Genomic DNA, 20,719 nt, shown 5'->3' with positions numbered 1-20,719 from the left:
GATCGAAGGGACCACATGCCCATGGGTCACACGGCCACAGCACAGGCCGGCTCCGGCAGCCTGACAGCGACCGAGCACCGGCTGGCCAACGGCCTGCGCGTGGTGCTCTCCGAGGACCACCTGACCCCGGTCGCCGCGGTCTGCCTCTGGTACGACGTCGGGTCGCGCCACGAAGTCAAGGGCCGTACCGGCCTCGCCCACCTCTTTGAGCACCTGATGTTCCAGGGCTCGGGACAGGTGAAGGGCAACGGCCACTTCGAGCTGGTCCAGGGAGCGGGCGGCTCGCTGAACGGCACCACCAGCTTCGAGCGCACCAACTACTTCGAGACGATGCCCGCCCACCAGGTGGAGCTCGCGCTGTGGCTCGAGGCGGACCGGATGGGTTCCCTGCTCGCCGCGCTCGACGACGAGTCGATGGAAAACCAGCGAGACGTCGTCAAGAACGAACGCCGCCAGCGGTACGACAACGTCCCCTACGGCACGGCCTTCGAGAAGCTGACCGCCCTCTCCTACCCCGAGGGCCACCCGTACCACCACACCCCGATCGGCTCGATGGCCGACCTGGACGCGGCCACGCTGGACGACGCGCGGACGTTCTTCCGTACGTACTACGCGCCGAACAACGCGGTGCTCTCGGTGGTCGGCGACATCGACCCCGAGCAGACGCTCGCCTGGATCGAGAAGTACTTCGGCTCCATTCCGACGCACGACGGCAAGCAGCCCCCGCGAGACGGGGCACTGCCCGACATCATCGGCAAGGAGCTGCGCGAGGTCGTCGAGGAGGAGGTGCCGGCCCGCGCCCTGATGGCCGCCTACCGGCTCCCAGAGGACGGCACGCGCGCGTGCGACGCGGCCGACCTGGCGCTCACCGTGCTCGGCGGCGGTGAGTCGTCCCGGCTCTACAACCGGCTGGTGCGTCGCGATCGCACCGCCGTCGCGGCTGGATTCGGCCTCCTGCGGCTCGCTGGTGCGCCCTCGCTTGGCTGGCTGGACGTCAAGACGTCCCACGACGTCGAGGTTCCGGCCATCGAGGCCGCGGTCGACGAGGAGCTCGCCCGGCTGGCGGCCGAAGGCCCCACCGACGAGGAGATGGAGCGCGCCCAGGCGCAGTTGGAGCGCGAGTGGCTGGACCGGCTCGGCACGGTCGCGGGCCGCGCCGACGAACTGTGCCGGTACGCGGTGCTGTTCGGTGACCCGCAGCTCGCGCTGACCGCCGTGCAGCGGGTGCTGGACATCACCGCGGCGGAGGTCCAGGAGGTCGCGGCGGCCCGGCTGCGGCCCGACAACCGCGCGGTGCTCGTCTACGAGCCCGTTGCCGCGGACGAAGACGAAGGCGCCGCCGAAGCTGACGCCGACGACGCGGCGGGCGCCGCGGGGAACGACGTGCAGGAAGGCGAGGCGGCGAAGTGACGGAGACCCAGACCACCGCGATGACCGAGGCCACCGTGACCATGGACTTCCATCCGCAGCCCCAGGGGGGCGAGGCCAAGCCGTGGGCCTTCCCGGCCCCCGAGCGTTCCACGCTCCCCAACGGACTGACCGTGCTGCGCTCCCACCGCCCCGGGCAGCAGGTCGTCGCCGTCGAGCTCAACCTCGACGCTCCGCTGGACACCGAGCCGGACGGCCTGGACGGCATCGCCACCATCATGGCGCGCGCCTTCTCGGAAGGCACTGACCGGCACTCGGCCGAGGAGTTCGCCGCCGAGCTGGAGCGCTGCGGCGCCACCCTGGACGCGCACGCCGACCACCCCGGGGTGCGCCTCTCGCTCGAGGTCCCGGTCTCCCGGCTGCCCAAGGCGCTCGGCCTGCTCGCCGACGCGCTGCGCGCGCCCGCCTTCGCCGACAGCGAGGTCAAGCGGCTGGTGCGCAACCGCCTGGACGAGATCCCGCACGAGATGGCGAACCCGAACCGTCGCGCGGCCAAGGAGCTCTCCAAGGAGCTGTTCCCCGCCACCGCGCGTATGTCGCGCCCGCGCCAGGGCACCGAGGAGACCGTCGAGCGCATCGACGCCGCCGCGGTCAGGTCGTTCTACGACGCCCATGTGCGGCCCTCCACCACCACCGCGGTCGTCGTCGGTGACCTCGCCGGTACGGACCTCGGGCAACTGCTCGCCGACACGCTGGGGGAGTGGACGGGGCCGGCGCCCGAGCCGCGCCCCGCGGCGCCGATCACCGCCGACGACACCGGCCGCGTCGTCATCGTGGACCGCCCGGGCGCCGTCCAGACGCAGCTCCTCATCGGCCGGATCGGCCCCGACCGGCACGACCGCGTCTGGCCCGCCCAGGTCCTCGGCGCCTACTGCCTCGGCGGCACCCTCACCTCACGCCTGGACCGCGTCCTGCGCGAGGAGAAGGGCTACACCTACGGTGTGCGCGCCTTCGCCCAGGTGCTGCGCTCCGACGCCCACGGCACCGGTGCCTCGCTGCTGGCCATCAGCGGCTCCGTGGACACCGAGTCCACCGGCCCCGCCCTGGACGACCTGTGGAAGGTGCTGCGCACCCTGGCCGCCGAGGGCCTCACCGACGCCGAGCGCGACGTCGCGGTACAGAACCTGGTGGGTGTGGCCCCGCTGCGCTACGAGACCGCCGCGGCGGTCGCGAGCACGTTGGCGGACCAGGTCGAGCAGCATCTGCCGGACGACTTCCAGGCGCAGTTGTACCGGATGCTGGCCGAGACGGGCACCGTGGAGGCCACCGCGGCGGCGGTGAACGCCTTCCCGGTGGACCGCCTGGTCACCGTCCTGGTCGGCGATGCCGGACAGATCGCCGAGCCGGTCAAGGCACTCGGCATCGGTGAAGTGACGGTCGTCACGGGCTAGTCGAGGAGCGGGACTCTTACGGGGCCCCGGTGGCTGATAAGCCACCGGGGCCCGCTATGTCTGAAATGCCGGGGAGTTGGGCGTCTGTCCTGTGGCATGTGCCTCAAAAGCCGTGATCCGTTTGTGGAGGGAAAGATGCCCCGTTTAGCGTGCGGGGCGCTGTTCGTCGGCTGTACGCCGCATCCGCGGCACCGGACAGCCATCGCCGAGTCCCCGTCAGGCGCGAGCCTGGGGAGCCGGGGACCCACTCAGTCCCTGAGGTGAATCGGGCGCCTCCCCGCGTGGGGCCCGTAGGAGACCTTCCTGCTCCGAACCTGTCAGCTAACCCGGTAGGCGAGAAGGAAGGAAAGGATTCGCCACTTCATGGCCTCCGGGAAGCACCGCCGCCCCAGCCGTCTGTCGCGCACCGGCGCGAACGTCGCGGGCGTCGCCGCCCTCACCACCACGGGCGTCATCGGCACCCTCGCCTCTCCGGCGCTCGCCGCACACCCCGCCGCGGCCACCGGCCTGAACGTGGTCGCCGCCGACGACATGCTCGCCGAGCGGATCGACGCGCAGGCCTCCGCGCAGCAGGAGGCCGCCGAGCAGGCCGCCGCCAAGGAGAAGGCCGCGGCTGAGGCGAAGCGCAGGGCCGAGGCGCAGGCCAAGGAAGCACGCGAGGCGAAGGAAGCGCGCGAGGCGAAGGCGGAGCGCGCCGCACGCGCGGCCGAGCGCGCGCGGCTGAACGCGTACGTCTCGCCCGTCGCGGGCTCGTACGTCTCGACCGGATACAAGGCCGGGGGCGCCGTCTGGTCGTCCGGCAGCCACACCGGCGTCGACTTCCACGCCGCGTCCGGCACGGCTGTCCAGGCGGTCGGCTCGGGCACCGTGGTCGAGGCGGGCTGGGGCGGCGCGTACGGCAACAACGTGGTGATCCGCATGAACGACGGCACGTACACCCAGTACGGGCACCTGTCGTCCCTCAGCGTCTCGGTCGGCCAGAGCGTCACGCCCGGCCAGCGGATAGGCCTCTCCGGCGCGACCGGCAACGTCACCGGGCCACACCTGCACTTCGAGGTCCGTACCTCCCCGGAGTACGGCTCGGACATCGACCCGGTGTCCTACCTCCGCTCGCACGGCGTACCCGCCTGATCCTCACGGTCTCCGCTCACCGAAAGCCCCGGCTGCCCCAGCCGGGGCTTTCCGGTTTCCGTTGTCCAAAAAATATCCATGGATTTCGGCCACCCATCGGAAATCCGCGCGTGCTGCAATAGAGTCACCGAACAGGCGTCATTCGATCGCGTTTCGCGGACATTAAGGCGGTGGGCAGGTCATGCGCGTTCCCGCGCACTCGGTATGCACGGCCATCCGGGAGGACATCGTGTCCGGTGTGCTGGAACGCGGCAGCCGGCTCACTGAGGAACTGCTCGCACGCCGGTACGGGGTCTCGCGCGTCCCGGTCCGGGAGGCGCTGCGCACCCTGGAGGCCGAGGGGTTCGTACGCACCCGCAGGCACGCCGGTGCCCAGGTCGCCGAGCCCACCGCCCAGGAGGCCGCGGACCTGCTGGAGATGCGTCTGCTGCTGGAGCCGCTCGGCGCCGCGCGGGCCGCTCAGCGCCGCACTGAGGCGCATCTCAAGGTGCTGCGCGGGCTGGTGAGGCTCGGCCAGGAGCGGGCGCGCACGGGGCACAGCGAGGATCTGCGCTCGCTGGGCGGCTGGTTCCACGAGACGCTCGCCCAGGCCTGCGGCAGTTCGGGCCTGGCGACGCTGCTCACCCAGCTGCGGCACAAGGTCGCCTGGATGTACACGGTCGACCCGCCCGCCCTGCCAGCGGAGTGCTGGGCGGAGCACGGCGCGATCGTCGATGCCGTGGCCCGCGGGGACGCGGAACGCGCCAGGGCGCTGACCGCGCTGCACGCCGAGCGCGCGATCGGGCAGCACCGGCTGCGCTTTCCCGGTCCGGCGGACCTGCCGGTGGGCCGTTCGGTCGACCGCCCGGCGGAGCGGGTGAGGAATTCGCAACACGCCGTAAACATTGCGAGCTCCCCCAATTAACGAACGCCCCGTATACAAAGTGCGGGGTTATCCGGCGGGTTTGTTTTGCGCTGCCCGCGCACAATAGGACCGCACATGAAAGTGGCGGCATCCTCGACATCGAGAACGCCGCCACCATCAATTGAGCAACCCCCACGCCGAGAAACCACATCCGCGAGAGCGGCGCCGGTTTAGGCGCAAAGGTCAGACGGTCTCGGGGAGTTCCTCGAGACCCTCGGAGACCAGCTTCGCCAGCCGGTCGAGCGCGGCGTCCGCGCCCTCGGCGTCGGAAGCCAGGACGATCTCCTCGTTGCCCTGGGCGCCGAGGCCGAGCACCGCCAGCATGGAAGCGGCGTTGACCGGGTTGCCGTCAGCCTTGGCGATCGTCACGGGGACGCCGGCGGCCGTGGCCGCGCGGACGAAGATGGAGGCGGGACGGGCGTGAAGGCCCTCGGCCCAGCCGACGTTGACGCGGCGCTCAGCCATGTGATGCTGCCCTTCAGGTGTCTCTCATACCTTGTCTAGACCAGTGTCGCATGCGGGAGTGGGTGGTTCCGCATGCGCCTGCCGCCCTGCGACGCTCCCCGCGGGCCCACGACCCGTACGCTGCTCCCATGCAGCCGCCGCCGAAGCAGCCGCCGCAGGACGCGGCCTACCCCGACCACTGGGAGGCCGACGTGGTGCTGCGCGATGGCGGCACCGCCCGGATCAGGCCGATTACCAGCGCGGACGCCGACCGGTTGGTCAGCTTTTACGAACAGGTCTCGGACGAGTCAAAGTACTACCGATTCTTCGCGCCGTACCCCCGGCTGTCCGCGAAGGACGTGCACCGCTTCACGCACCACGACTACGTGGACCGCGTCGGCCTCGCCGTCACGGTGGGCGGTGAGTTCATCGCGACCGTCCGTTACGACCGGATCGACGAGCACGGCAGGCCCGCGTCGCCCCCCGCCGATGAGGCCGAGGTCGCCTTCCTGGTGCAGGACGCGCACCAGGGCCGGGGCGTCGCCTCCACCCTGCTGGAGCACATCGGCGCGGTGGCGCGCGAGCGGGGAGTGCGCCGTTTCGTGGCCGAGGTACTGCCCGCCAACTCCAAGATGATCAAGGTGTTCACGGACGCCGGATACCAGCAGAAGCGCAGCTTCGAGGACGGTGTCGTACGCCTGGAGTTCGAGCTTGAGCCGACCGACCGCTCGCTCGCCGTACAGCGCGCCCGTGAGCAGCGCGCCGAGGCGCGCTCGGTGCAGCGGCTGCTCGCGCCGGGGTCGGTCGCGGTCATCGGCGCCGGGCGCCGACCCGGCGGTACGGGACGTTCGCTGCTGCGCAATCTCCTGGGCTCGGGCTTCAGCGGCCGGGTGTACGCGGTGAACTCGGCCCTCGCCGCGGACGAGACCTCGCTGGACGGTGTCCCGGCGTACCGCTCGGTGCACGACATCGACCCGGCCGACGCGGTGGATCTGGCGGTGATCGCGGTGCCGGTCGCGCAGGTGCCGTCCGTCGTCGCGGAGTGCGGTGAGCGCGGGGTGCGCGGTCTTGTGGTGATCTCCGCGGGATACGGCGAATCGGGCGGCGACGGGCGCGCGCGGCAGCGCGAGCTGGTGCGGCAGGCCCGCTCGTACGGCATGCGGCTGATCGGCCCGAACGCCTTCGGGGTCCTCAACACCTCCCCCGACGCACGGCTGAACGCCTCGCTCGCGCCGAGCATGCCGACCGCGGGGCGGCTCGGTCTGTTCACCCAGTCCGGGGCGATCGGCATCGCGCTGCTGTCCGGGCTGCACCGGCGCGGGGCGGGGCTCTCCACCTTCGTCAGCGCTGGGAACCGCGCGGACGTGTCGGGCAACGACGTGCTGCAGTACTGGTACGACGACCCGGACACCGACGTCGCCCTGATGTACCTCGAATCGATAGGGAACCCGCGCAAGTTCACCCGGCTCGCGCGCCGTACGGCAGCGGTGAAGCCGATCGTCGTGGTCCAGGGCGCCCGGCACTCCGGCGCCCCGACCGGCCACGCGGTGCCGACCACCCGGCTGCCGCACACGACGGTGTCCGCCCTGCTCGGCCAGGCGGGCGTCATCCGGGTCGACACCGTCACGGAGCTGGTCGACGCGGGCCTGCTCCTCGGGAGTCAGCCGCTGCCCACGGGCCCCCGGGTCGCCATCCTCGGCAACTCCGAGTCGCTCGGCGTCCTCACCTACGACGCCTGCCTCGCGGAGGGGCTGCGCCCGCTGGCGCCGCGCGACCTGACGACCCGGGCGACACCGGACGACTTCCGGCGCGGCCTGGCGGCCGCGCTCGCGGACCCCGCCTGTGACGCCGTGGTGGTCACGGCGATCCCCTGGGTGGAAGAGGACGGCGCCACCGCGTCAGGCGAAGGCGGGGGCGAGGCCGAAGGTGAGGGTGAGGTGCTCGCCGAGGCGCTCCGCTCCGCGACCGCAGGTGCGCCCGCCAAACCGGTCGCGGTCGTCCACGTCGAACTGGGCGGCCTGGCCGAAGCCCTCGCGGCGGCGACGAGCACAGCCCCAGCCTCACCCCCCGCCCCTACTGCCCCACCAACCCCACCCACCGCGCCGGGAGCGCCGGACGAACCGGAACCGGACGAACCAGACGCACGGGACGCACGGGACGCGCTGGCCGCCTCGGCCTCCGCGCCCGCGATGATCCCCGCCTACCCCGCGGCCGAGCGAGCCGTACGGGCGCTCGCGAAAGCCGTCACGTACGCGGAGTGGCGTCGGGAGGCCGCGCGGCCCGGGAAGGTACCCGAGTTCATCGACGAGACCATCGACGAGAGTGGCGCGGCCCAGCGGATCGAGGCGCTGCTCGCCGACACGGCCGGTGGCCGGGGATTCGAGCTCGCCCCGGCCGACGCCCAGGAGCTGCTGGGCCGCTACGGCATCGAGGTACGCGGCGCCCTGCCCGCACCCGACCCCGACGAGGCGGTGCGCGCCGCCGAGCGGCTCGGCTACCCGGTCGCGCTGAAGACCACCGCACCGCATCTGCGGCACCGGGCCGACCTCGGAGGCGTACGCCTGGATCTCGCGGATGAGACACAACTGCGCACCGCCTACACGGAACTGACCCACGCCCTCGGCAAGCCCGCCGAGCTGCGACCGGTGGTGCAGGCCATGGTCCCGCGAGGCGTGGACACCGTCGTACGGGCGGTCATCGACCCGGCTGCCGGAGCAGTGCTCTCGTTTGGCCTGGCCGGAGCCCCGTCCGAGCTGCTGGGCGACATCGCGCACCGGCTCGTCCCGGTCACCGACCGCGACGCCGCGGGGCTGATCCGGTCGATCAGGACGGCGCCTCTGCTGTTCGGCTGGCGTGGTTCCGCGCCCGTCGACACCGCGGCCCTGGAGGAACTGCTGCTGAGGGTCTCCCGCCTGGTCGACGACCACCCCGAAGTGGTCGGCGTCGCGCTGGAGCCGGTGATCGTCGCCCAGCGCGGCGTCTCCGTGCTGAGCGGCTCCGTACGCCTCGCACCGCCCCCGGCCCGCGGCGACCTGGGCCCCCGCACCCTCCCGGCGTACTGACCGCGCTCACCCAGGGCCCCGTGGCGAACACTCCACCGCGGCCCCCACAGGCCGGACAAGGCCAGGCCCCGCAGGGCACCGGTAGTCACCGGGTCCCCGTAGGATGGTGCCCATGGCGAAGACCGGTACGACGACCCAGGGGCTGCGCACGGCGATCGAGCGCAGTGGCTATTACCCGACCCTCGTGGCCGAGGCGGTGGAGGCCGCCGTCGGCGGCGAGGCGATCGCCTCGTACCTGGTACACCAGGAGACCACGTTCGACTCGAACGAAGTGCGTCGCCATGTCACGGTCCTCGTCCTGACCGGCACCCGCTTCATCGTCAGCCACACCGACGAGCAGGCCGCCGACACCACCTCGCCGACGCCGTACGCGACCACCTCCACGGAGTCCGTCAAGATCGGCCGGATCTCGTCGGTCGTGGTCAGCCGCGTCGTCGCCAACCCCGAGAAGTACCAGCCGGGCACGCTGCCCCGCGAGGTCCTGCTCACCATCGGCTGGGGCGCCGTCTCCCGTATCGACCTGGAGCCCGCGGCCTGCGGCGACCCCAACTGCGAGGCGGACCACGGCTACACCGGCAACTCCACCGCGGACGACCTGAGCCTCAGGGTCAGCGAGGCCGGTGACGGCCCGGACACCGTGCGCCAGACCCTGGTCTTCGCCCAGGCGCTCTCGGAGGCGACCGCGGCGACCGGCACCGGCCGCTGATGTCCCACCCGTCTCCCTCCACCGCCTGGCAGGACCCGCAGCCGCTGGACGTCGCCTCGGCGCCCGTGCCCGAGTACGGCAAGGGATCGCTGGCCGACCTGCTGCCGACCCTCGCCGCCGGGATGAGCGTCCCCGGCTTGGAAGCGGCCACCCCCGAGCTCACCCCGGCCGACCGGAACTGCGTCTTCCTGATCGACGGCCTTGGCTGGGAGCAACTGCTGGCCCACCCGGACGAGGCGCCGTATCTCACCTCGCTCCTCGCGAGCTCCCGGGGCGGCACCCGGCGCCCGATCACCGCGGGCTTCCCGGCCACTACCGCGACCTCACTGGCCTCGGTCGGTACGGGCCTGCCGCCCGGCTCCCACGGACTGCCCGGCTACACCGTGCGCAACCCCGCCACCGGCGAGCTGATGAACCAGCTCCGCTGGAACCCCTGGACCCAGCCGAAGGTCTGGCAGCCGTACCCCACGGTCTTCCAGCTCGCCGACCAGGCAGGCGTGCACACCGCCCAGGTCTCCTCGCCCACCTTCCGCGACACCCCGCTCACCAAGATCGCCCTGAGCGGCGGCGTCTTCCACGGCCGCCTCGCCGGCGAGGAGCGGATGGACCTCGCCGCCGAGCAGCTCGCCGCGGGCGACCGTTCGCTGGTCTACACGTACTACGCGGAACTGGACGGCAAGGGCCACCGCTTCGGTGTCGACTCCGACGCCTGGCGCGGCCAGTTGATGTACGTCGACCGGCTGGTCCAGCGACTGGCCGAGCAGCTTCCGCCGCGCAGCGCGCTCTATGTCACCGCCGACCACGGCATGGTCGACATCCCCTTCGGGGATGAGACCCGGATCGACTTCGACGCGGACTGGGAACTGCGCGCGGGGGTCGCCCTGCTGGGCGGCGAGGGCCGGGCCCGCCATGTGTACGCCGTCCCGGGCGCCGAGGCGGACGTCCTCACCTGCTGGCGCGAGGTGCTCGGCGAGCAGTTCTGGGTGGCGAGCCGGGACGAGGCGATCGCCGCGGGCTGGTTCGGGCCGCGGATCGACGAGCGGGTGCGTGGCCGCCTGGGCGATGTGATCGCCGCGGCCCGCGACGACGTGCTGATCATCGCGTCGGAAGGGGAGCCCAACGAGTCGCTGATGGTGGGCAACCACGGTTCCATGACCCCCGCCGAGCAACTCGTACCGCTGCTTGAAGTTCGTTCCTGACGCCGGTTTTCGACCCCCGTTCCTGACGGTACGTATCTGACGTACCTTGTCGCACTGCCTGAAAGGCTTGAACCACCCCATGTCCGAGCTGGTGTTCTTCTCCGGAACGATGGACTGCGGGAAGAGCACACTGGCCCTGCAGATCGGCCACAACCGTTCCGCTCGTGGCCTGCAAGGCGTGATCTTCACCCGGGACGACCGGGCGGGCGAGGGCAAGCTCTCCTCGCGCCTGGGTCTGGTCACCGACGCCGTCGAGGCCGACGAGGGCATGGATCTGTACGCCTATCTCGTCGACCACGTCTCGCGCGGTGGCCGGGTGGACTACGTGATCGTCGATGAGGCGCAGTTCCTCGCCCCCGACCAGATCGACCAACTCGCCCGCATCGTGGACGACCTGGAGCTGGACGTCTTCGCCTTCGGGATCACCACCGACTTCCGGTCCAAGTTGTTCCCTGGGTCGCAGCGCCTGATCGAGCTGGCCGACCGGCTGGAGGCGCTGCAGGTCGAGGCGCTGTGCTGGTGTGGCGCACGGGCTACGCACAACGCCCGTACGGTCGGCGGCGTGATGGTCGTCGAAGGCGCCCAGGTGGTGGTCGGTGATGTGAACCAGCTGGCGGGGGAGGTCGGTTACGAGGTCCTGTGCCGCCGTCACCACCGTCGGCGGATGACGAGCGCGTCGGCACACGCCGCGGCGCTGTCGCCTGATGTGCTGCCGGTTACCGCTCACTGAGCGGCCACGGGGTTCACGACGTCACGACGTTCAGGACGTTCCGGACGGCGAATTCTGGTCCCGCTGGTGTGAGGTTGGCCGAAATTATGGGCTATCCCCCCGCGCCTGACGCACGCAGGACGCGAGAGTGTCAGAGGCTCGCGCTACTTTGTGCGAGTGAGTCTTCAAGTCGTCGTAGGTTTCGGGCCCGCCGGGGCGGCCACCGCCCGGCAGCTGGCCGAAAAAGGTCATTCGGTACGAGTCATCACCACGTCGGGTCGCAGTCCAGAACCCGGCATCGAGCACGTCGCGTTGGATGCGACGGACAGCAAGCAACTGAGCGAGGCAGTTCAGGGCGCTGCAGTGATCTACAGCTGCGCCGCACCGCCCTACCACCGCTGGGCGAGTGACTGGCCGCCCCTCGCGGCGTCGATCTGCGAGGCGGCCGAGGCGACCGGGGCCGTCCTGGTCATGCTGGGCAACCTCTATGGCTACGGTCCGGTAGACGGGCCCCTCACCGAGGAGCTGCCGCTCGCGGCGACCGGCCCCAAGGGGCGGGTGCGCGCCACCGTGTGGGAGCAGGCGCGGCAGTTGCACGACCAGGGCCGCGTCAGGGCCGTGGAGGTGCGGGCCTCGGACTTCTTCGGGCCCGGCGTGACCGATGGCGGGCACCTGGCCGCGCGCGTCGTGCCACGCGTGCTGCGCGGCAAGCCGGTCTCCACACTGGGGGACCCGGACGTCCCGCACAGCTGGACCTATCTCCCCGACGTGGCCAGGGCGCTGGTCGAGGTCGCGGGCGAGGAGCGAGCCTGGGGTCGGGCCTGGCACGTACCGACGGAGCCCGCGCTGTCCGTCCGGGAGATGGTCAACCGCCTTGCCGCTCAGTCGGGAACGGAACAGGTCGCGGTGCGAAGGCTGCCGTCGGCCGTGCTGGGCGTCGCCTCGCTCTTCTCGCCGCTGATCCGCGAACTGAAGGAACTCCGCTATCAGTTCGACCGTTCGTTCGTCGTCGACTCGCGTGCTTACGAGGCCGAGTTCGCCGTACGAGCCACTCCTGTCGAGAGGCAGATCGAGGAGACCGTGGACTGGTGGCGTAAGCGACTGGGCGGCACTGGCTAACGCCAGCACCGCATGACAGGGGACAGGGGGAGAACTGACAAGTGACAGGCGCGACAGGTGTGACGGGGGCGGATGCGATGACGGATTCAGCGGGAGCGCGGCGGGACGACGTCGCGATCGTGGGGATGGCTTGCCGCTTTCCGGGGGCGCGGAACGTCAATGAGTACTGGCGGCTCCTGGAGGCCCCGCAGGCACAGTTCGCCACCGTTCCGGACTCACGGTGGCGGAGAGAGGCCTTTCTCAGCGACAACTTCCGTGACGCGTCGGCGGCGTATGTGGACACCATGGCGCTGCTGCCGGACGTCGGTCACTTCGACGCGCAGCACTACGGCATCCCGCCGCGGCGGGCCCGGGCGATGGACCCGCAACACCGGCTCCTTGTCGACCTCGCCCGCGAGGCGATCCAGGACGCGGGATGGGAGGTCGAGGGCTTCGACCGCGAGGAGACCTCGGTGATCACGTCGCTCACCGAGAGCGGCTACCGCGAGATCAGTACCCTGCAAATCCGGATGCGTCAGCTGGCCGGTGGCGAGTTCGGGGCACGGATCACCGACCCGCGGTGGCAGGACACGGTCCGCGCGGTCGGCGGGCTCAATGGCACATCCGTGTCCGGGCTGCTGCTCAACATGGGGCCGAGCACGATCAGTTCGGTGTTCGATCTGCACGGCGAGAGCTATGCGCTGGACTCGGCGTGCTCCGGCGGCCTGATGGCCGTGGCCAACGCCGTGCACGCCCTGCGTGCGGGACGCAGCCGGATCGCACTCGCGGGCGGCGCCCAACTGATCCTCACCCCTGACCTGCTGGTGGGACTGTGCCGGGTCGGCGCCATCTCGCGCAGCGGCAGATGCCTGCCGTTCGGTGCGGAGGCCGACGGCTTCGTCCTGGGGGAGGGCGCCGGGGTCCTCGTCCTGCGTCCCCTGTCCGACGCGTTGGCGGCGGGTGACCGGGTGTACGCGGTGATCCGGGGTGTGGGAACGGCCAACGACGGGACCGTGCACGGCGGGATGACGCCCCAGCCGGCCGGTCAGCTCCGCGCGCTGCGCCGGGCCTACCGGGATGCCGGACTCGCCCCGGACGCGGCGGGGTACCTGGAGGCCCATGGCACCGGGACCGCGGTCGGCGACCCCGTCGAGGTCGGTGTGCTGCGTGAGCTGCGGGGTGAGCGTGCCGCCCCCGCGTTCGTCGGCGCGGTCAAGGCCGTGGTGGGCCACTCGCTCAACGCCGCCGGGCTGGCCGGACTGATCAAGAGCGTCCTGGCGGTGCACCGGGGAGTGATACCGCCGCAGCCGGAGTTCGACCTGGCCGACGGCCCCGGGCTCGACAGCGCGGGCCTGACCGTCCCGACCAAGGCGCTCCCCTGGCTGGAGTCGGGAGCGCCGCGCCGGGCGGGAGTGAGCGCCTTCGGCTTCGGCGGCACCGGTGTCCATCTGGTGGTGGAGGAGTGCACCACGCCGCCGGGCTTTCCGACACCGGACGCCGGGCCGCACCTCCTGGCCCTCAGCGCCCGTGACCGGGCGGGCCTCGCCCGCTACGCCGAAGAGTTGGCACACACCATCACCGCCGACCAACTGCCGACGGCGCGGGTGGCGGCGACCCTGGCTCACCGGGCGCCCCTTGAGGAGCGCCTCGCCCTGGTGGTGGAGGACACCGCCGACGCCGCCGCCAAGCTGACCGCGGCCGCCGAGGCCCTGGCCGCGGGCCGTACGGGGGAGCTTGGGCTGGGGCAGCCGACGGGCACCGTACCTCCCGGTGATCTGCCGATGAGGGAGCGAATACCCCCGTGCACCCTGCCGCCGAGTCCGCTGGCTCCCCGCCGCCACTGGGCGGTGGACGAGTCGGCTCTCGAGAGTGACGTCGCCCCCCAGGTCCCGCACGCGGGGGAAGAGGCCGAGCCCGCTCCGTCCGCGGTGTTCGTCTCGTCCGCCGCGTCCATTGTGCTCGAAGAGGTGTCGCGGGCCGGAGTCTTCCCGCTCTCCGACCTGAGCGAGCGGATGACGCTGGTGACCGAGCTCGGCTTCGACTCCCTGATGCTGCAGGAGCTGGAGGTGAACATCGGCAAGCGGATACCGGGCTTCCGCACCGAGGAGATGTTCTCGCCCGACCTCACCATCGAGCGGCTGATCGCGCTGGCCGCCCCTATAGCCCCGGAGACCTCGGCCTGCGCTGAACCCCTGCCCCTGCCCCCGCAGCCGCAGGCCACCTGGGCCCCCGAGGCCGCCTGTGTCGATGACTTTCCGGAGGTGCGGCAGTTCGAGGAGCGCTTGAGCGCGATCAAAGGCAGTGGTGCGGATTTCCCGTACTTCCGGGTGCACGAGGGCAACATCCGCGACACGACGGTGATCGGCGGCCAGTCGTACCTCTCCTTCGGCAGCTACAACTACCTGGGGCTCTCCGGTCATCCGGTGGTCAACGAGGCCGTCCACCAGGCGGTGGACCGGTATGGAAGCTCGGTCTCCGCGAGCCGCGTGCTCTCCGGCGAACGGGACCTGACCGTACGACTCGAGCAGGCACTCGCCGCCTTCCTCGGCGTCGAGGACTGCCTGACACTGGTGAGCGGCCATGCCACCAACGTCACCGCGATAGGGCACCTGGTCGGCGCGGGGGACCTCGTGATCCACGATGCGCTCGCCCACGACAGCATCCTGCAGGGCTGCGCCTTGTCCGGCGCGGCGCGACGCCCCTTCGCCCACAACGACTTCGGCCAGTTGGAACACCTGTTGCGGATCAACCGGTCCCGGTTCAGAAGGGTGTTGATCGCCGTCGAAGGTGCCTACAGCATGGACGGCGATCTCGTCGACCTGCCCCGCGTGATCGAGCTGAAGAAGCGGTACGGCGCCCTGCTGCTGGTCGACGAGGCGCACAGCATCGGCACCGTGGGCGAAAGCGGCCGCGGCGTCGGAGAGTTCCACGGCGTCGTACGGTCCGACGTGGATCTGTGGATGGGCACCCTCTCCAAGGCGTTCGCCGGCTGTGGTGGCTACCTCGGCGGCTCGGCCCGGATGGTGCGATGGCTGCGCCACACACTGCCGGGCTTCGTCTACAGCGTCGGCCTGACCCCGGCCAACGCGGCAGCGGCGCTTGCCGCCGCCGAGCTGATCGTCGCGGAGCCGCACCGGGTGCGTGCGCTGCGTCGTAACGCGGAGCTCTTCCTGGAACTCGCCACATCGGCCGGTCTGGCGACGGGCTCCAGTGCCCACACCCCGATCGTGCCGTGCCTCCTGGGCAGTTCGGCGCGGACCTTGCGGGTCGCGGACCGGCTGTACGCCCGGGGCGTCATCGCGGACCCGATCTTCCATCCCGCCGTGGAGGAGGGCCTCGCGAGGCTGCGGTTCTTCCTCACCAGCGAACACCGTGCGGACGAGATCCGCAGGGCCGTGTCGATCCTGGCCGAGGAGGTGGCGTCCGCCGCCGCGTAAGGCGGGCTGTAGGTAACTCACGTCAGATCAGAGTGCGTTCGATCCGGCTGAGCATGGCGTTGTTTCCGGAGTCCGCGTCGTCCGCCGCTTCCTCGGCAGGCGGCGCGTCCCCGTACTGCTGCCCGGTGCTGCCCACGCGTTGGGAGAGCAGATAGGCGATGATCTCCGCCTCCTGTTCCTGAATGTCGTCGTAGGTCGCGCGCAGGAGCATGTCGCGTACGAGGTCGGGGTCGAGGTTGGGGAAGAGGAGTCGGGCGGTCGCCTCATCCAGCAGACCCGCGCCGCGATGACAGCAGATGATGTGGCCCAGCTCATGCAAGATGATGTGCTCCTGATGGGCGCTGGTCGTGTTGGCGTCGTAGAAGATGAGGTCCTCGTCGCGTGCGGCGACCCACATCCCGCACGGGTGCGACGCGGGCATCTTCATCGGGACCAGCGTGATCGGACGGTCACGGATCTCGCCGAGATGGCGGCACAACTCGGCCACATCGGCCACCTCCGGCAGCTCGAGTTCGGCGATGCGCCGAGCGCCGGTCTTGCGGAGCTTCTTGAGCTGGCTGTGGCGGTCCTGGTCGGCGGACCGCCCCTTCCTCGTATCAGTCACTCCGACTCCGCAGGGGGGTCGGCGACGGGCGGAAGGCCCTGCATGTGCCGGTACTGATCCATGATGGCGGTGATGGCTTGGAGATTCTCCTTCTTCATCCCCGCCGCCCGCATCGCCACGGAGCGGACCCCCGCCTGCCGCAGCGCCTCGATGGCGGCGACCTCGCCGAGTACCGACTGCGCGACCTCTTCGTCGAAGAAGTAGGCGACCGACACACCGAAGAAGCGGGCCAGGGCCGCCAGCAGGTCGGGTGAGGGGTTGGAGCGCTTGCCCGACCGCAACTGCGACAGGTACACACCCCCGACCTTGAGTTCGGGGTTGGTCCGCTTCAGCTCCTCCGCCACCTCGGCATTGGTCCAGTGCCGGCCCTTCGGGCGAATGGTCTTGAAGAGGTCGTCCAGACGCGCCGCGAGCAGCGGACGGTCCTCAGTCTCGGACATGGTGAATCTCCCTCCCGTCACCTCCTCGGCTGCATAGCCCTCGGCTATCTGTAAGTTTCGCAGATTAGCGGACAGTTGACAATCGGCCGAGAGTCCGCCAACGTTGGGGATCGCCGATAGCTGTCAGTTAACTTGGCTTACGGGGGTGGTCGAGTTGGTTGCTGGTCAATCGGCGATGTCGGTCAGGCTCTTGGGGGATGAGCCGGGCCGGCCGGGGCGCGCCCGCCCCGGTCGAGGGGAAAGCGGGGGAACGGGGGATGCGGTGGGGGAAACAAAGCCCGCCCGGTCCGACGGGGGATGCGGACCGGGCGGGAGTTCTCAACTCGCGTTGCCGAGCTTACTGTAGGCGGCCGAGACTTTGGTGAGCCAGGCGACTTCCGCCGAGAAGTTGTCCGTATCGCGGTCTTCGAAATCGCCGACGTCCGCGTTGTCGGCGGGCGCGGTGCCGTTGCGCTTGGCGTGCAGGGCCTGTCTGATCTGAGCGGCTTCGGTGAGTGCTTGCTGGCACTCCTCGCTCGTACCTGTACCCGTGCCCGTACTGGTGCCGGTTTTGACCGCGCCGTTGGTGCTGCGGTCGATGTAGGGGCGCAAGTCCCGCCATCCGTCCCGTATTTCGACGACTCGCCGGTGCAGGCGGTAGTTGAGGTCGGATACCGACGTCCCGGGTGGCTCCAGGACGATGTCCGGGGAGGACTCGTACAGATCCCGCCAGAGCGGGTACAGCGCCCGGTACGACCGGTAACAGCGCGCCCAGTCCAGGAACTTGTCCACGGAAGGCCCCCAGGAGGACAGGGTCAGGCTGAGCGAGAGTATGACGATGCCCACCGTACTGAAGACGGAAGCGGCGACCCGCCAGACTCCGATGTCGACCCCGGCCGCGCCGGTGAGGATATTGACCGCCCTGGCCGTGCAGTAGAGGAACAGCGTCACCGCCGCGACGGACAGCATCCGCAGGGCCTGCCGCAGCGAGGCGTTGTCGGTCATACGGGCGTAGGGGCCGCACTGGCGGAAGATTGTGACGCACGGCACCGCCTGAGACACGACGAAGAACAGCAGGTACGTGAGGACCAGCGGCCGGTCGGTGCCGTCGAAGTCGGACGTCGGCCGCCCCGGCCCGTCGGCGAGGAAGAACAGAGCCGCCAGCAGCGCGTTGAGCACGATGCCGGTGATCATCCAGTAGCGGGTCTTACGTATCGCCGCCTCGTCGGCGGCCGCCCAGCGCAGCAGGATGATCTGCGCGCTGACGCAGAACGCGACCGCCGACAGATGCATCAGCAGGATCGCGAGGTTGCCGACGCCCAGGAAGCTCTCGCCTCCCATGGCCACCGCGCCCATGGTGAAGGTGAGGCACTGGAACCCCAGCGTGACGACCAGGGTGCGGTAGGCACTGTCCTGCCAGCTGCGTCGGACTTGGGACAGCCGGTACGCGAGCGCGGCGTAGGAGGAGAGTGCCGAGATGACGAAGAGGAGGGTTCTGGTGGTGTTCACGGTCAGTCGGCCAGCCAGTCAGATGGGTCAGTCGGAGGTCTCGGCCACGGGAACCGAGAGTCCGACACTCTCGGCCGCCACGGCGATGGCGTAGTCGAAGAACGCGGCCTCGTCCCTGACGCTGTCGTGCGTACGGCTGAACACCTGGAACACCAGGAGCCCGATCAGATTGCTCCACAGCACGATTCCGCGCTCGATGATGTCCGAGAACGGCGCCTCGGGCACACCGCCGAAGAGCTCCACGGCCTCGGGCCGCAGCAGCGAGGGACCGGCCACGGTCCGCCGGGGAGGCGTGAGTTCCCCGGCCTCGAGTCCCGAACGCACGATGCTGGCAAGGACCGCGGGGGTCCGCGAGGCGGGCGGGACGGTCTCCTGCGGAGCGTGGTAGTCCACCACGGGCGACCCGTAGATGAGGGTGAACTCGGCGGGGTTGTCGAAGGACCACTGCCGCAACGCGCGGGTAGCCGCGAGGAGTCGCGCGCCCGCCGACGCCTGGGTGTCCGCGGCGGCCTGATCGGCCTCTTCCATCGCGGCACCGGACGCGTTGTAGGCGTCGATGACGAGCGCGGTCAGCAGGTCGTCACGGTGAGGGAAGGCGGCTTCCACATCGGTGACGGCGAGACCGCTGCTCTGGGCGACGGCATCCAGGGACAGCCCCTGGGCCCCCAGTTTCGCGAGGAGTTCGCGCGCTGCGGCCTTGATGACCGACGGCGCACCAGTGTGATCATCGGTGTCGCGTGCTCCAGAAGTATCCATGCCCAGACCGTACCTGTCGGTCACCAGGGTCAGGAGAGGAGTTGGCCGAGAACCTCAGCTTCGCGGTGGTGATCCAGCCATGCTGTCGCGCCCGTCAGCGCCCGTCAGCGGGCCGAGTGAACGACCGTGAAGGCCGCGCCCTCGGGGTCCGCGACGGTCGCCATCCGGCCGTGGCCGCCGTCGCGCGCGGGCCGCAGCACATGGCCGCCCAGCTCGACGACCCGCTCCACCGTCGCATCGGTGTCCTCGACCTCGAAGTACGTCATCCAGTGCGGTCCCAGGTCGCGCGGCAGGGCGTTGCCGACGCCGTGCAGCCCTGCCACCGGCCGTCCGTCGAGATGGAGCGTCAGGTAGTCGAAGTCGGCCGAGATCACGGCCTCTTCCTCGTACCCGAAGAGGTGCTGGTAGAACTTGGCGACCGTCGCGGTGTCGCGGGTCACCAGTTCGTTCCACACCGGGGTGCCCGGCTCGCCCTTCAGGCTCGTCCCCGCGTGCTCGGCGGCCTGCCAGATGCCGAACACCGCGCCCGCGGGGTCGGTGGCGAGGACCAGCCGCCCGGCGTCTCCGGCATCCAGCGGGCCGACCGCGACGGTGCCGCCGCAGTGCCGGATGGTCTCGGCCGTGGCGTCCGCGTCGTCCGATGCCAGATAGGGCGTCCAGGCGATCGGCAGATGCCGGTCGGCGGGCAGGTTGCCGATCCCGGCCACCTCGTGCCCGTCAAGCAGCGCACGGACGTACGGCCCGAGTTGCTCGGGACCCGGCCGGAACTCCCAGCCGAACAGTGCGCCGTAGAACTCCTGGGTGGCGGCCATGCCGTGCACCATCAGACTTTCCCAGCACGGCGTGCCGGGTGTGTGCCGAGCTGCGGACTCGGTCATCGTCACTCTCTCCTCGGACCGTCATGGTGACCCGTGTGGTTCCGCGCGGCTTCGGGTCGGTGTCGATCAACGAAACACCCGGCGGTGCAGGCTATCCGCCCCTGGGCGAGGCGGCCAGACTCTGCGCAAGGATGTGGCCATGAATGACATCATCTCCGCATCCGAACTCGCGGTCGAGTTGGCAGGTGACTACCCACCGGTAGTCCTGGATATTCGCTATCTGCTGGGTGGGCCGCATGGCCGCCCCGCGTACGAGGCCGGGCATATCCCCGGCGCGGTCTTCGTCGATCTGGACGCCGAGCTGGCCGGTCCGCCCGGTTCCGGTGGCCGCCATCCGCTGCCTGACCTGGAGGTGTTCGGCGCGGCGATGCGGGCTGCCGGGGTGTCCGTGACGCGCCCGGTGGTGGTGTACGGCGGCGCTCAGGGCTGGGCCGCGGCGCGCGCGTGGTGGCTGCTGCGCTGGACGGGGCACGCATCGGTACGGGTTCTGGACGGCGGGCTCGCCGTGTGGGACGGGCCGCTCTCCGTGTCCACACCGGCACCGGCGGCCGGTGACTTCGTGCCGGTACCCGGGGCGCTGCCGGTGCTTGACGCCGACGGGGCCGCGGCGCTGGCGCGCAGGGGAGTGCTCCTGGACGCACGCGCGGGGGAGCGCTACCGGGGCGAGGTGGAGCCCATCGACCGGGTTGCCGGGCATATTCCGGGCGCCCGCTCCGCGCCGACGACCGAGAACGTCGACGCCGACGGCTGTTTCCTGCCGCCCGCCACGTTGGCCAGCCGCTTCGCACGCCTCGGCGCGGGGGCGGATACCGAGGTCGGCGTGTACTGCGGTTCGGGCGTCTCGGCCGCCCACGAGGTGCTGGCACTCGCGGTCGCCGGGATTCCGGCGGCGCTGTATCCGGGCTCGTGGTCGGAGTGGTCGTCGGACGACTCCCGTCCCGTCGCGACGGGCCCGAACCCGTAGGCAGGTACGGCACGGCTCAACCGGGTCCGCTCCGTGACGCGGGGCGGGCCTGGCCTGGCCTGTGGCGGCGTAGCGGAGTC

The 20,719-nt window shown here is 70.8% G+C and carries 17 protein-coding genes and 1 riboswitch; of the genes, 11 read left to right on the top strand and 6 right to left on the bottom strand.

Annotated features, from left to right (window positions below):
• Positions 1 to 15: 15 nt before the first annotated feature.
• The 4 genes from GCN81_RS17525 to GCN81_RS17510 all read left to right on the top strand — a co-directional run bounded on the left by GCN81_RS17525 (position 16) and on the right by GCN81_RS17510 (position 4,854).
• Positions 16 to 1,410, top strand: a complete 1,395-nt coding sequence (locus GCN81_RS17525) for a M16 family metallopeptidase (RefSeq protein ID WP_156725573.1) — start codon at positions 16 to 18, stop codon at positions 1,408 to 1,410.
• 20 nt (positions 1,411 to 1,430) lie between these two features.
• Entirely contained in the window at positions 1,431 to 2,819 is a 1,389-nt protein-coding gene (locus GCN81_RS17520; protein WP_156725592.1) for a M16 family metallopeptidase, read from the top strand.
• Between the two features lie 193 nt (positions 2,820 to 3,012).
• Positions 3,013 to 3,169, top strand: a riboswitch (cyclic di-AMP (ydaO/yuaA leader).
• Positions 3,170 to 3,182: 13 nt separating this feature from the next.
• The gene (locus tag GCN81_RS17515) at positions 3,183 to 3,950 is read left to right on the top strand and encodes a M23 family metallopeptidase (protein WP_156725572.1); all 768 of its coding nucleotides are present in this window, start codon (positions 3,183 to 3,185) and stop codon (positions 3,948 to 3,950) included.
• Positions 3,951 to 4,131: 181 nt separating this feature from the next.
• Positions 4,132 to 4,854, top strand: coding sequence for a GntR family transcriptional regulator (locus tag GCN81_RS17510; RefSeq protein WP_156725571.1), 723 nt, complete (start codon positions 4,132 to 4,134; stop codon positions 4,852 to 4,854).
• 183 nt (positions 4,855 to 5,037) lie between these two features.
• Here GCN81_RS17510 and GCN81_RS17505 read toward each other — a convergent pair whose 3' ends face one another.
• Positions 5,038 to 5,319 carry an HPr family phosphocarrier protein gene (locus GCN81_RS17505; protein WP_156725570.1) on the bottom strand — a complete coding sequence of 94 codons (282 nt, stop codon included), beginning with the start codon at positions 5,317 to 5,319 and terminating at the stop codon, positions 5,038 to 5,040.
• Between the two features lie 128 nt (positions 5,320 to 5,447).
• Here GCN81_RS17505 and GCN81_RS17500 point away from each other — a divergent pair, with 128 nt between their 5' ends.
• The 6 genes from GCN81_RS17500 to GCN81_RS17475 all read left to right on the top strand — a co-directional run bounded on the left by GCN81_RS17500 (position 5,448) and on the right by GCN81_RS17475 (position 15,509).
• On the top strand, positions 5,448 to 8,360 hold the full coding sequence (locus tag GCN81_RS17500) for a bifunctional acetate--CoA ligase family protein/GNAT family N-acetyltransferase (protein ID WP_156725569.1): 2,913 nt from the start codon (positions 5,448 to 5,450) through the stop codon (positions 8,358 to 8,360).
• A gap of 112 nt (positions 8,361 to 8,472) precedes the next feature.
• Entirely contained in the window at positions 8,473 to 9,066 is a 594-nt protein-coding gene (locus GCN81_RS17495) for a DUF5998 family protein (protein WP_156725568.1), read from the top strand.
• Positions 9,066 to 10,265 (top strand): alkaline phosphatase family protein, encoded by a 1,200-nt coding sequence (locus tag GCN81_RS17490; RefSeq protein WP_156725567.1) that lies wholly within the window; start codon positions 9,066 to 9,068, stop codon positions 10,263 to 10,265. The genes GCN81_RS17495 and GCN81_RS17490 overlap by 1 nt, the downstream gene beginning before the upstream one ends.
• Positions 10,266 to 10,344: 79 nt before the next feature.
• Entirely contained in the window at positions 10,345 to 10,995 is a 651-nt protein-coding gene (locus GCN81_RS17485; protein WP_156725566.1) for a thymidine kinase, read from the top strand.
• Between the two features lie 156 nt (positions 10,996 to 11,151).
• Positions 11,152 to 12,093 carry an NAD-dependent epimerase/dehydratase family protein gene (locus tag GCN81_RS17480; RefSeq protein ID WP_156725565.1) on the top strand — a complete coding sequence of 314 codons (942 nt, stop codon included), beginning with the start codon at positions 11,152 to 11,154 and terminating at the stop codon, positions 12,091 to 12,093.
• Positions 12,094 to 12,170: 77 nt separating this feature from the next.
• A complete protein-coding gene (locus GCN81_RS17475; protein ID WP_156725564.1) occupies positions 12,171 to 15,509 on the top strand; it encodes an aminotransferase class I/II-fold pyridoxal phosphate-dependent enzyme in 3,339 nt (1,112 codons plus the stop codon).
• Positions 15,510 to 15,531: 22 nt separating this feature from the next.
• Here the strand turns inward: GCN81_RS17475 and GCN81_RS17470 are convergent, their stop codons facing one another.
• From GCN81_RS17470 to GCN81_RS17450, 5 genes are all read right to left on the bottom strand, one after another.
• Positions 15,532 to 16,113 (bottom strand): toxin, encoded by a 582-nt coding sequence (locus tag GCN81_RS17470; protein WP_156725563.1) that lies wholly within the window; start codon positions 16,111 to 16,113, stop codon positions 15,532 to 15,534.
• On the bottom strand, positions 16,110 to 16,553 hold the full coding sequence (locus GCN81_RS17465; RefSeq protein ID WP_156725562.1) for a helix-turn-helix domain-containing protein: 444 nt from the start codon (positions 16,551 to 16,553) through the stop codon (positions 16,110 to 16,112). Before GCN81_RS17465 ends, GCN81_RS17470 begins: the two co-directional genes overlap by 4 nt.
• Before the next feature lie 318 nt (positions 16,554 to 16,871).
• Positions 16,872 to 18,041 (bottom strand): MAB_1171c family putative transporter, encoded by a 1,170-nt coding sequence (locus tag GCN81_RS17460; protein WP_156725561.1) that lies wholly within the window; start codon positions 18,039 to 18,041, stop codon positions 16,872 to 16,874.
• Positions 18,042 to 18,068: 27 nt separating this feature from the next.
• Positions 18,069 to 18,797 carry a TetR/AcrR family transcriptional regulator gene (locus tag GCN81_RS17455; RefSeq protein ID WP_156725560.1) on the bottom strand — a complete coding sequence of 243 codons (729 nt, stop codon included), beginning with the start codon at positions 18,795 to 18,797 and terminating at the stop codon, positions 18,069 to 18,071.
• Positions 18,798 to 18,901: 104 nt separating this feature from the next.
• Positions 18,902 to 19,675: a VOC family protein gene (locus GCN81_RS17450; RefSeq protein WP_156725559.1), complete on the bottom strand. Its 774-nt coding sequence runs from the start codon at positions 19,673 to 19,675 to the stop codon at positions 18,902 to 18,904.
• A gap of 139 nt (positions 19,676 to 19,814) precedes the next feature.
• Between GCN81_RS17450 and GCN81_RS17445 the strand changes: the two genes are divergently transcribed.
• On the top strand, positions 19,815 to 20,639 hold the full coding sequence (locus GCN81_RS17445) for a sulfurtransferase (protein ID WP_156725558.1): 825 nt from the start codon (positions 19,815 to 19,817) through the stop codon (positions 20,637 to 20,639).
• The last annotated feature ends 80 nt before the right edge of the window (positions 20,640 to 20,719 follow it).

It is taken from the genome of Streptomyces apocyni, assembly GCF_009739465.1.
GTDB lineage: Bacteria > Actinomycetota > Actinomycetes > Streptomycetales > Streptomycetaceae > Streptomyces > Streptomyces apocyni.
This window is presented reverse-complemented; position numbering and strand designations above follow the sequence as displayed.

Excerpts from the sequence above, each read along its gene's own strand:
- GCN81_RS17505 (WP_156725570.1), bottom strand. The coding sequence starts at position 5,319 with ATGGCTGAGCGCCGCGTCAACGTCGGCTGGGCCGAGGGCCTTCACGCC.
- GCN81_RS17510 (WP_156725571.1), top strand. The coding sequence starts at position 4,132 with ATGCGCGTTCCCGCGCACTCGGTATGCACGGCCATCCGGGAGGACATC.
- GCN81_RS17445 (WP_156725558.1), top strand. The coding sequence starts at position 19,815 with ATGAATGACATCATCTCCGCATCCGAACTCGCGGTCGAGTTGGCAGGT.
- GCN81_RS17465 (WP_156725562.1), bottom strand. The coding sequence starts at position 16,553 with ATGTCCGAGACTGAGGACCGTCCGCTGCTCGCGGCGCGTCTGGACGAC.
- GCN81_RS17490 (WP_156725567.1), top strand. The coding sequence starts at position 9,066 with ATGTCCCACCCGTCTCCCTCCACCGCCTGGCAGGACCCGCAGCCGCTG.
- GCN81_RS17475 (WP_156725564.1), top strand. The coding sequence starts at position 12,171 with ATGACGGATTCAGCGGGAGCGCGGCGGGACGACGTCGCGATCGTGGGG.
- GCN81_RS17500 (WP_156725569.1), top strand. The coding sequence starts at position 5,448 with ATGCAGCCGCCGCCGAAGCAGCCGCCGCAGGACGCGGCCTACCCCGAC.
- GCN81_RS17515 (WP_156725572.1), top strand. The coding sequence starts at position 3,183 with ATGGCCTCCGGGAAGCACCGCCGCCCCAGCCGTCTGTCGCGCACCGGC.
- GCN81_RS17525 (WP_156725573.1), top strand. The coding sequence starts at position 16 with ATGCCCATGGGTCACACGGCCACAGCACAGGCCGGCTCCGGCAGCCTG.
- GCN81_RS17520 (WP_156725592.1), top strand. The coding sequence starts at position 1,431 with ATGACCGAGGCCACCGTGACCATGGACTTCCATCCGCAGCCCCAGGGG.
- GCN81_RS17495 (WP_156725568.1), top strand. The coding sequence starts at position 8,473 with ATGGCGAAGACCGGTACGACGACCCAGGGGCTGCGCACGGCGATCGAG.
- GCN81_RS17450 (WP_156725559.1), bottom strand. The coding sequence starts at position 19,675 with ATGACCGAGTCCGCAGCTCGGCACACACCCGGCACGCCGTGCTGGGAA.
- GCN81_RS17485 (WP_156725566.1), top strand. The coding sequence starts at position 10,345 with ATGTCCGAGCTGGTGTTCTTCTCCGGAACGATGGACTGCGGGAAGAGC.
- GCN81_RS17455 (WP_156725560.1), bottom strand. The coding sequence starts at position 18,797 with ATGGATACTTCTGGAGCACGCGACACCGATGATCACACTGGTGCGCCG.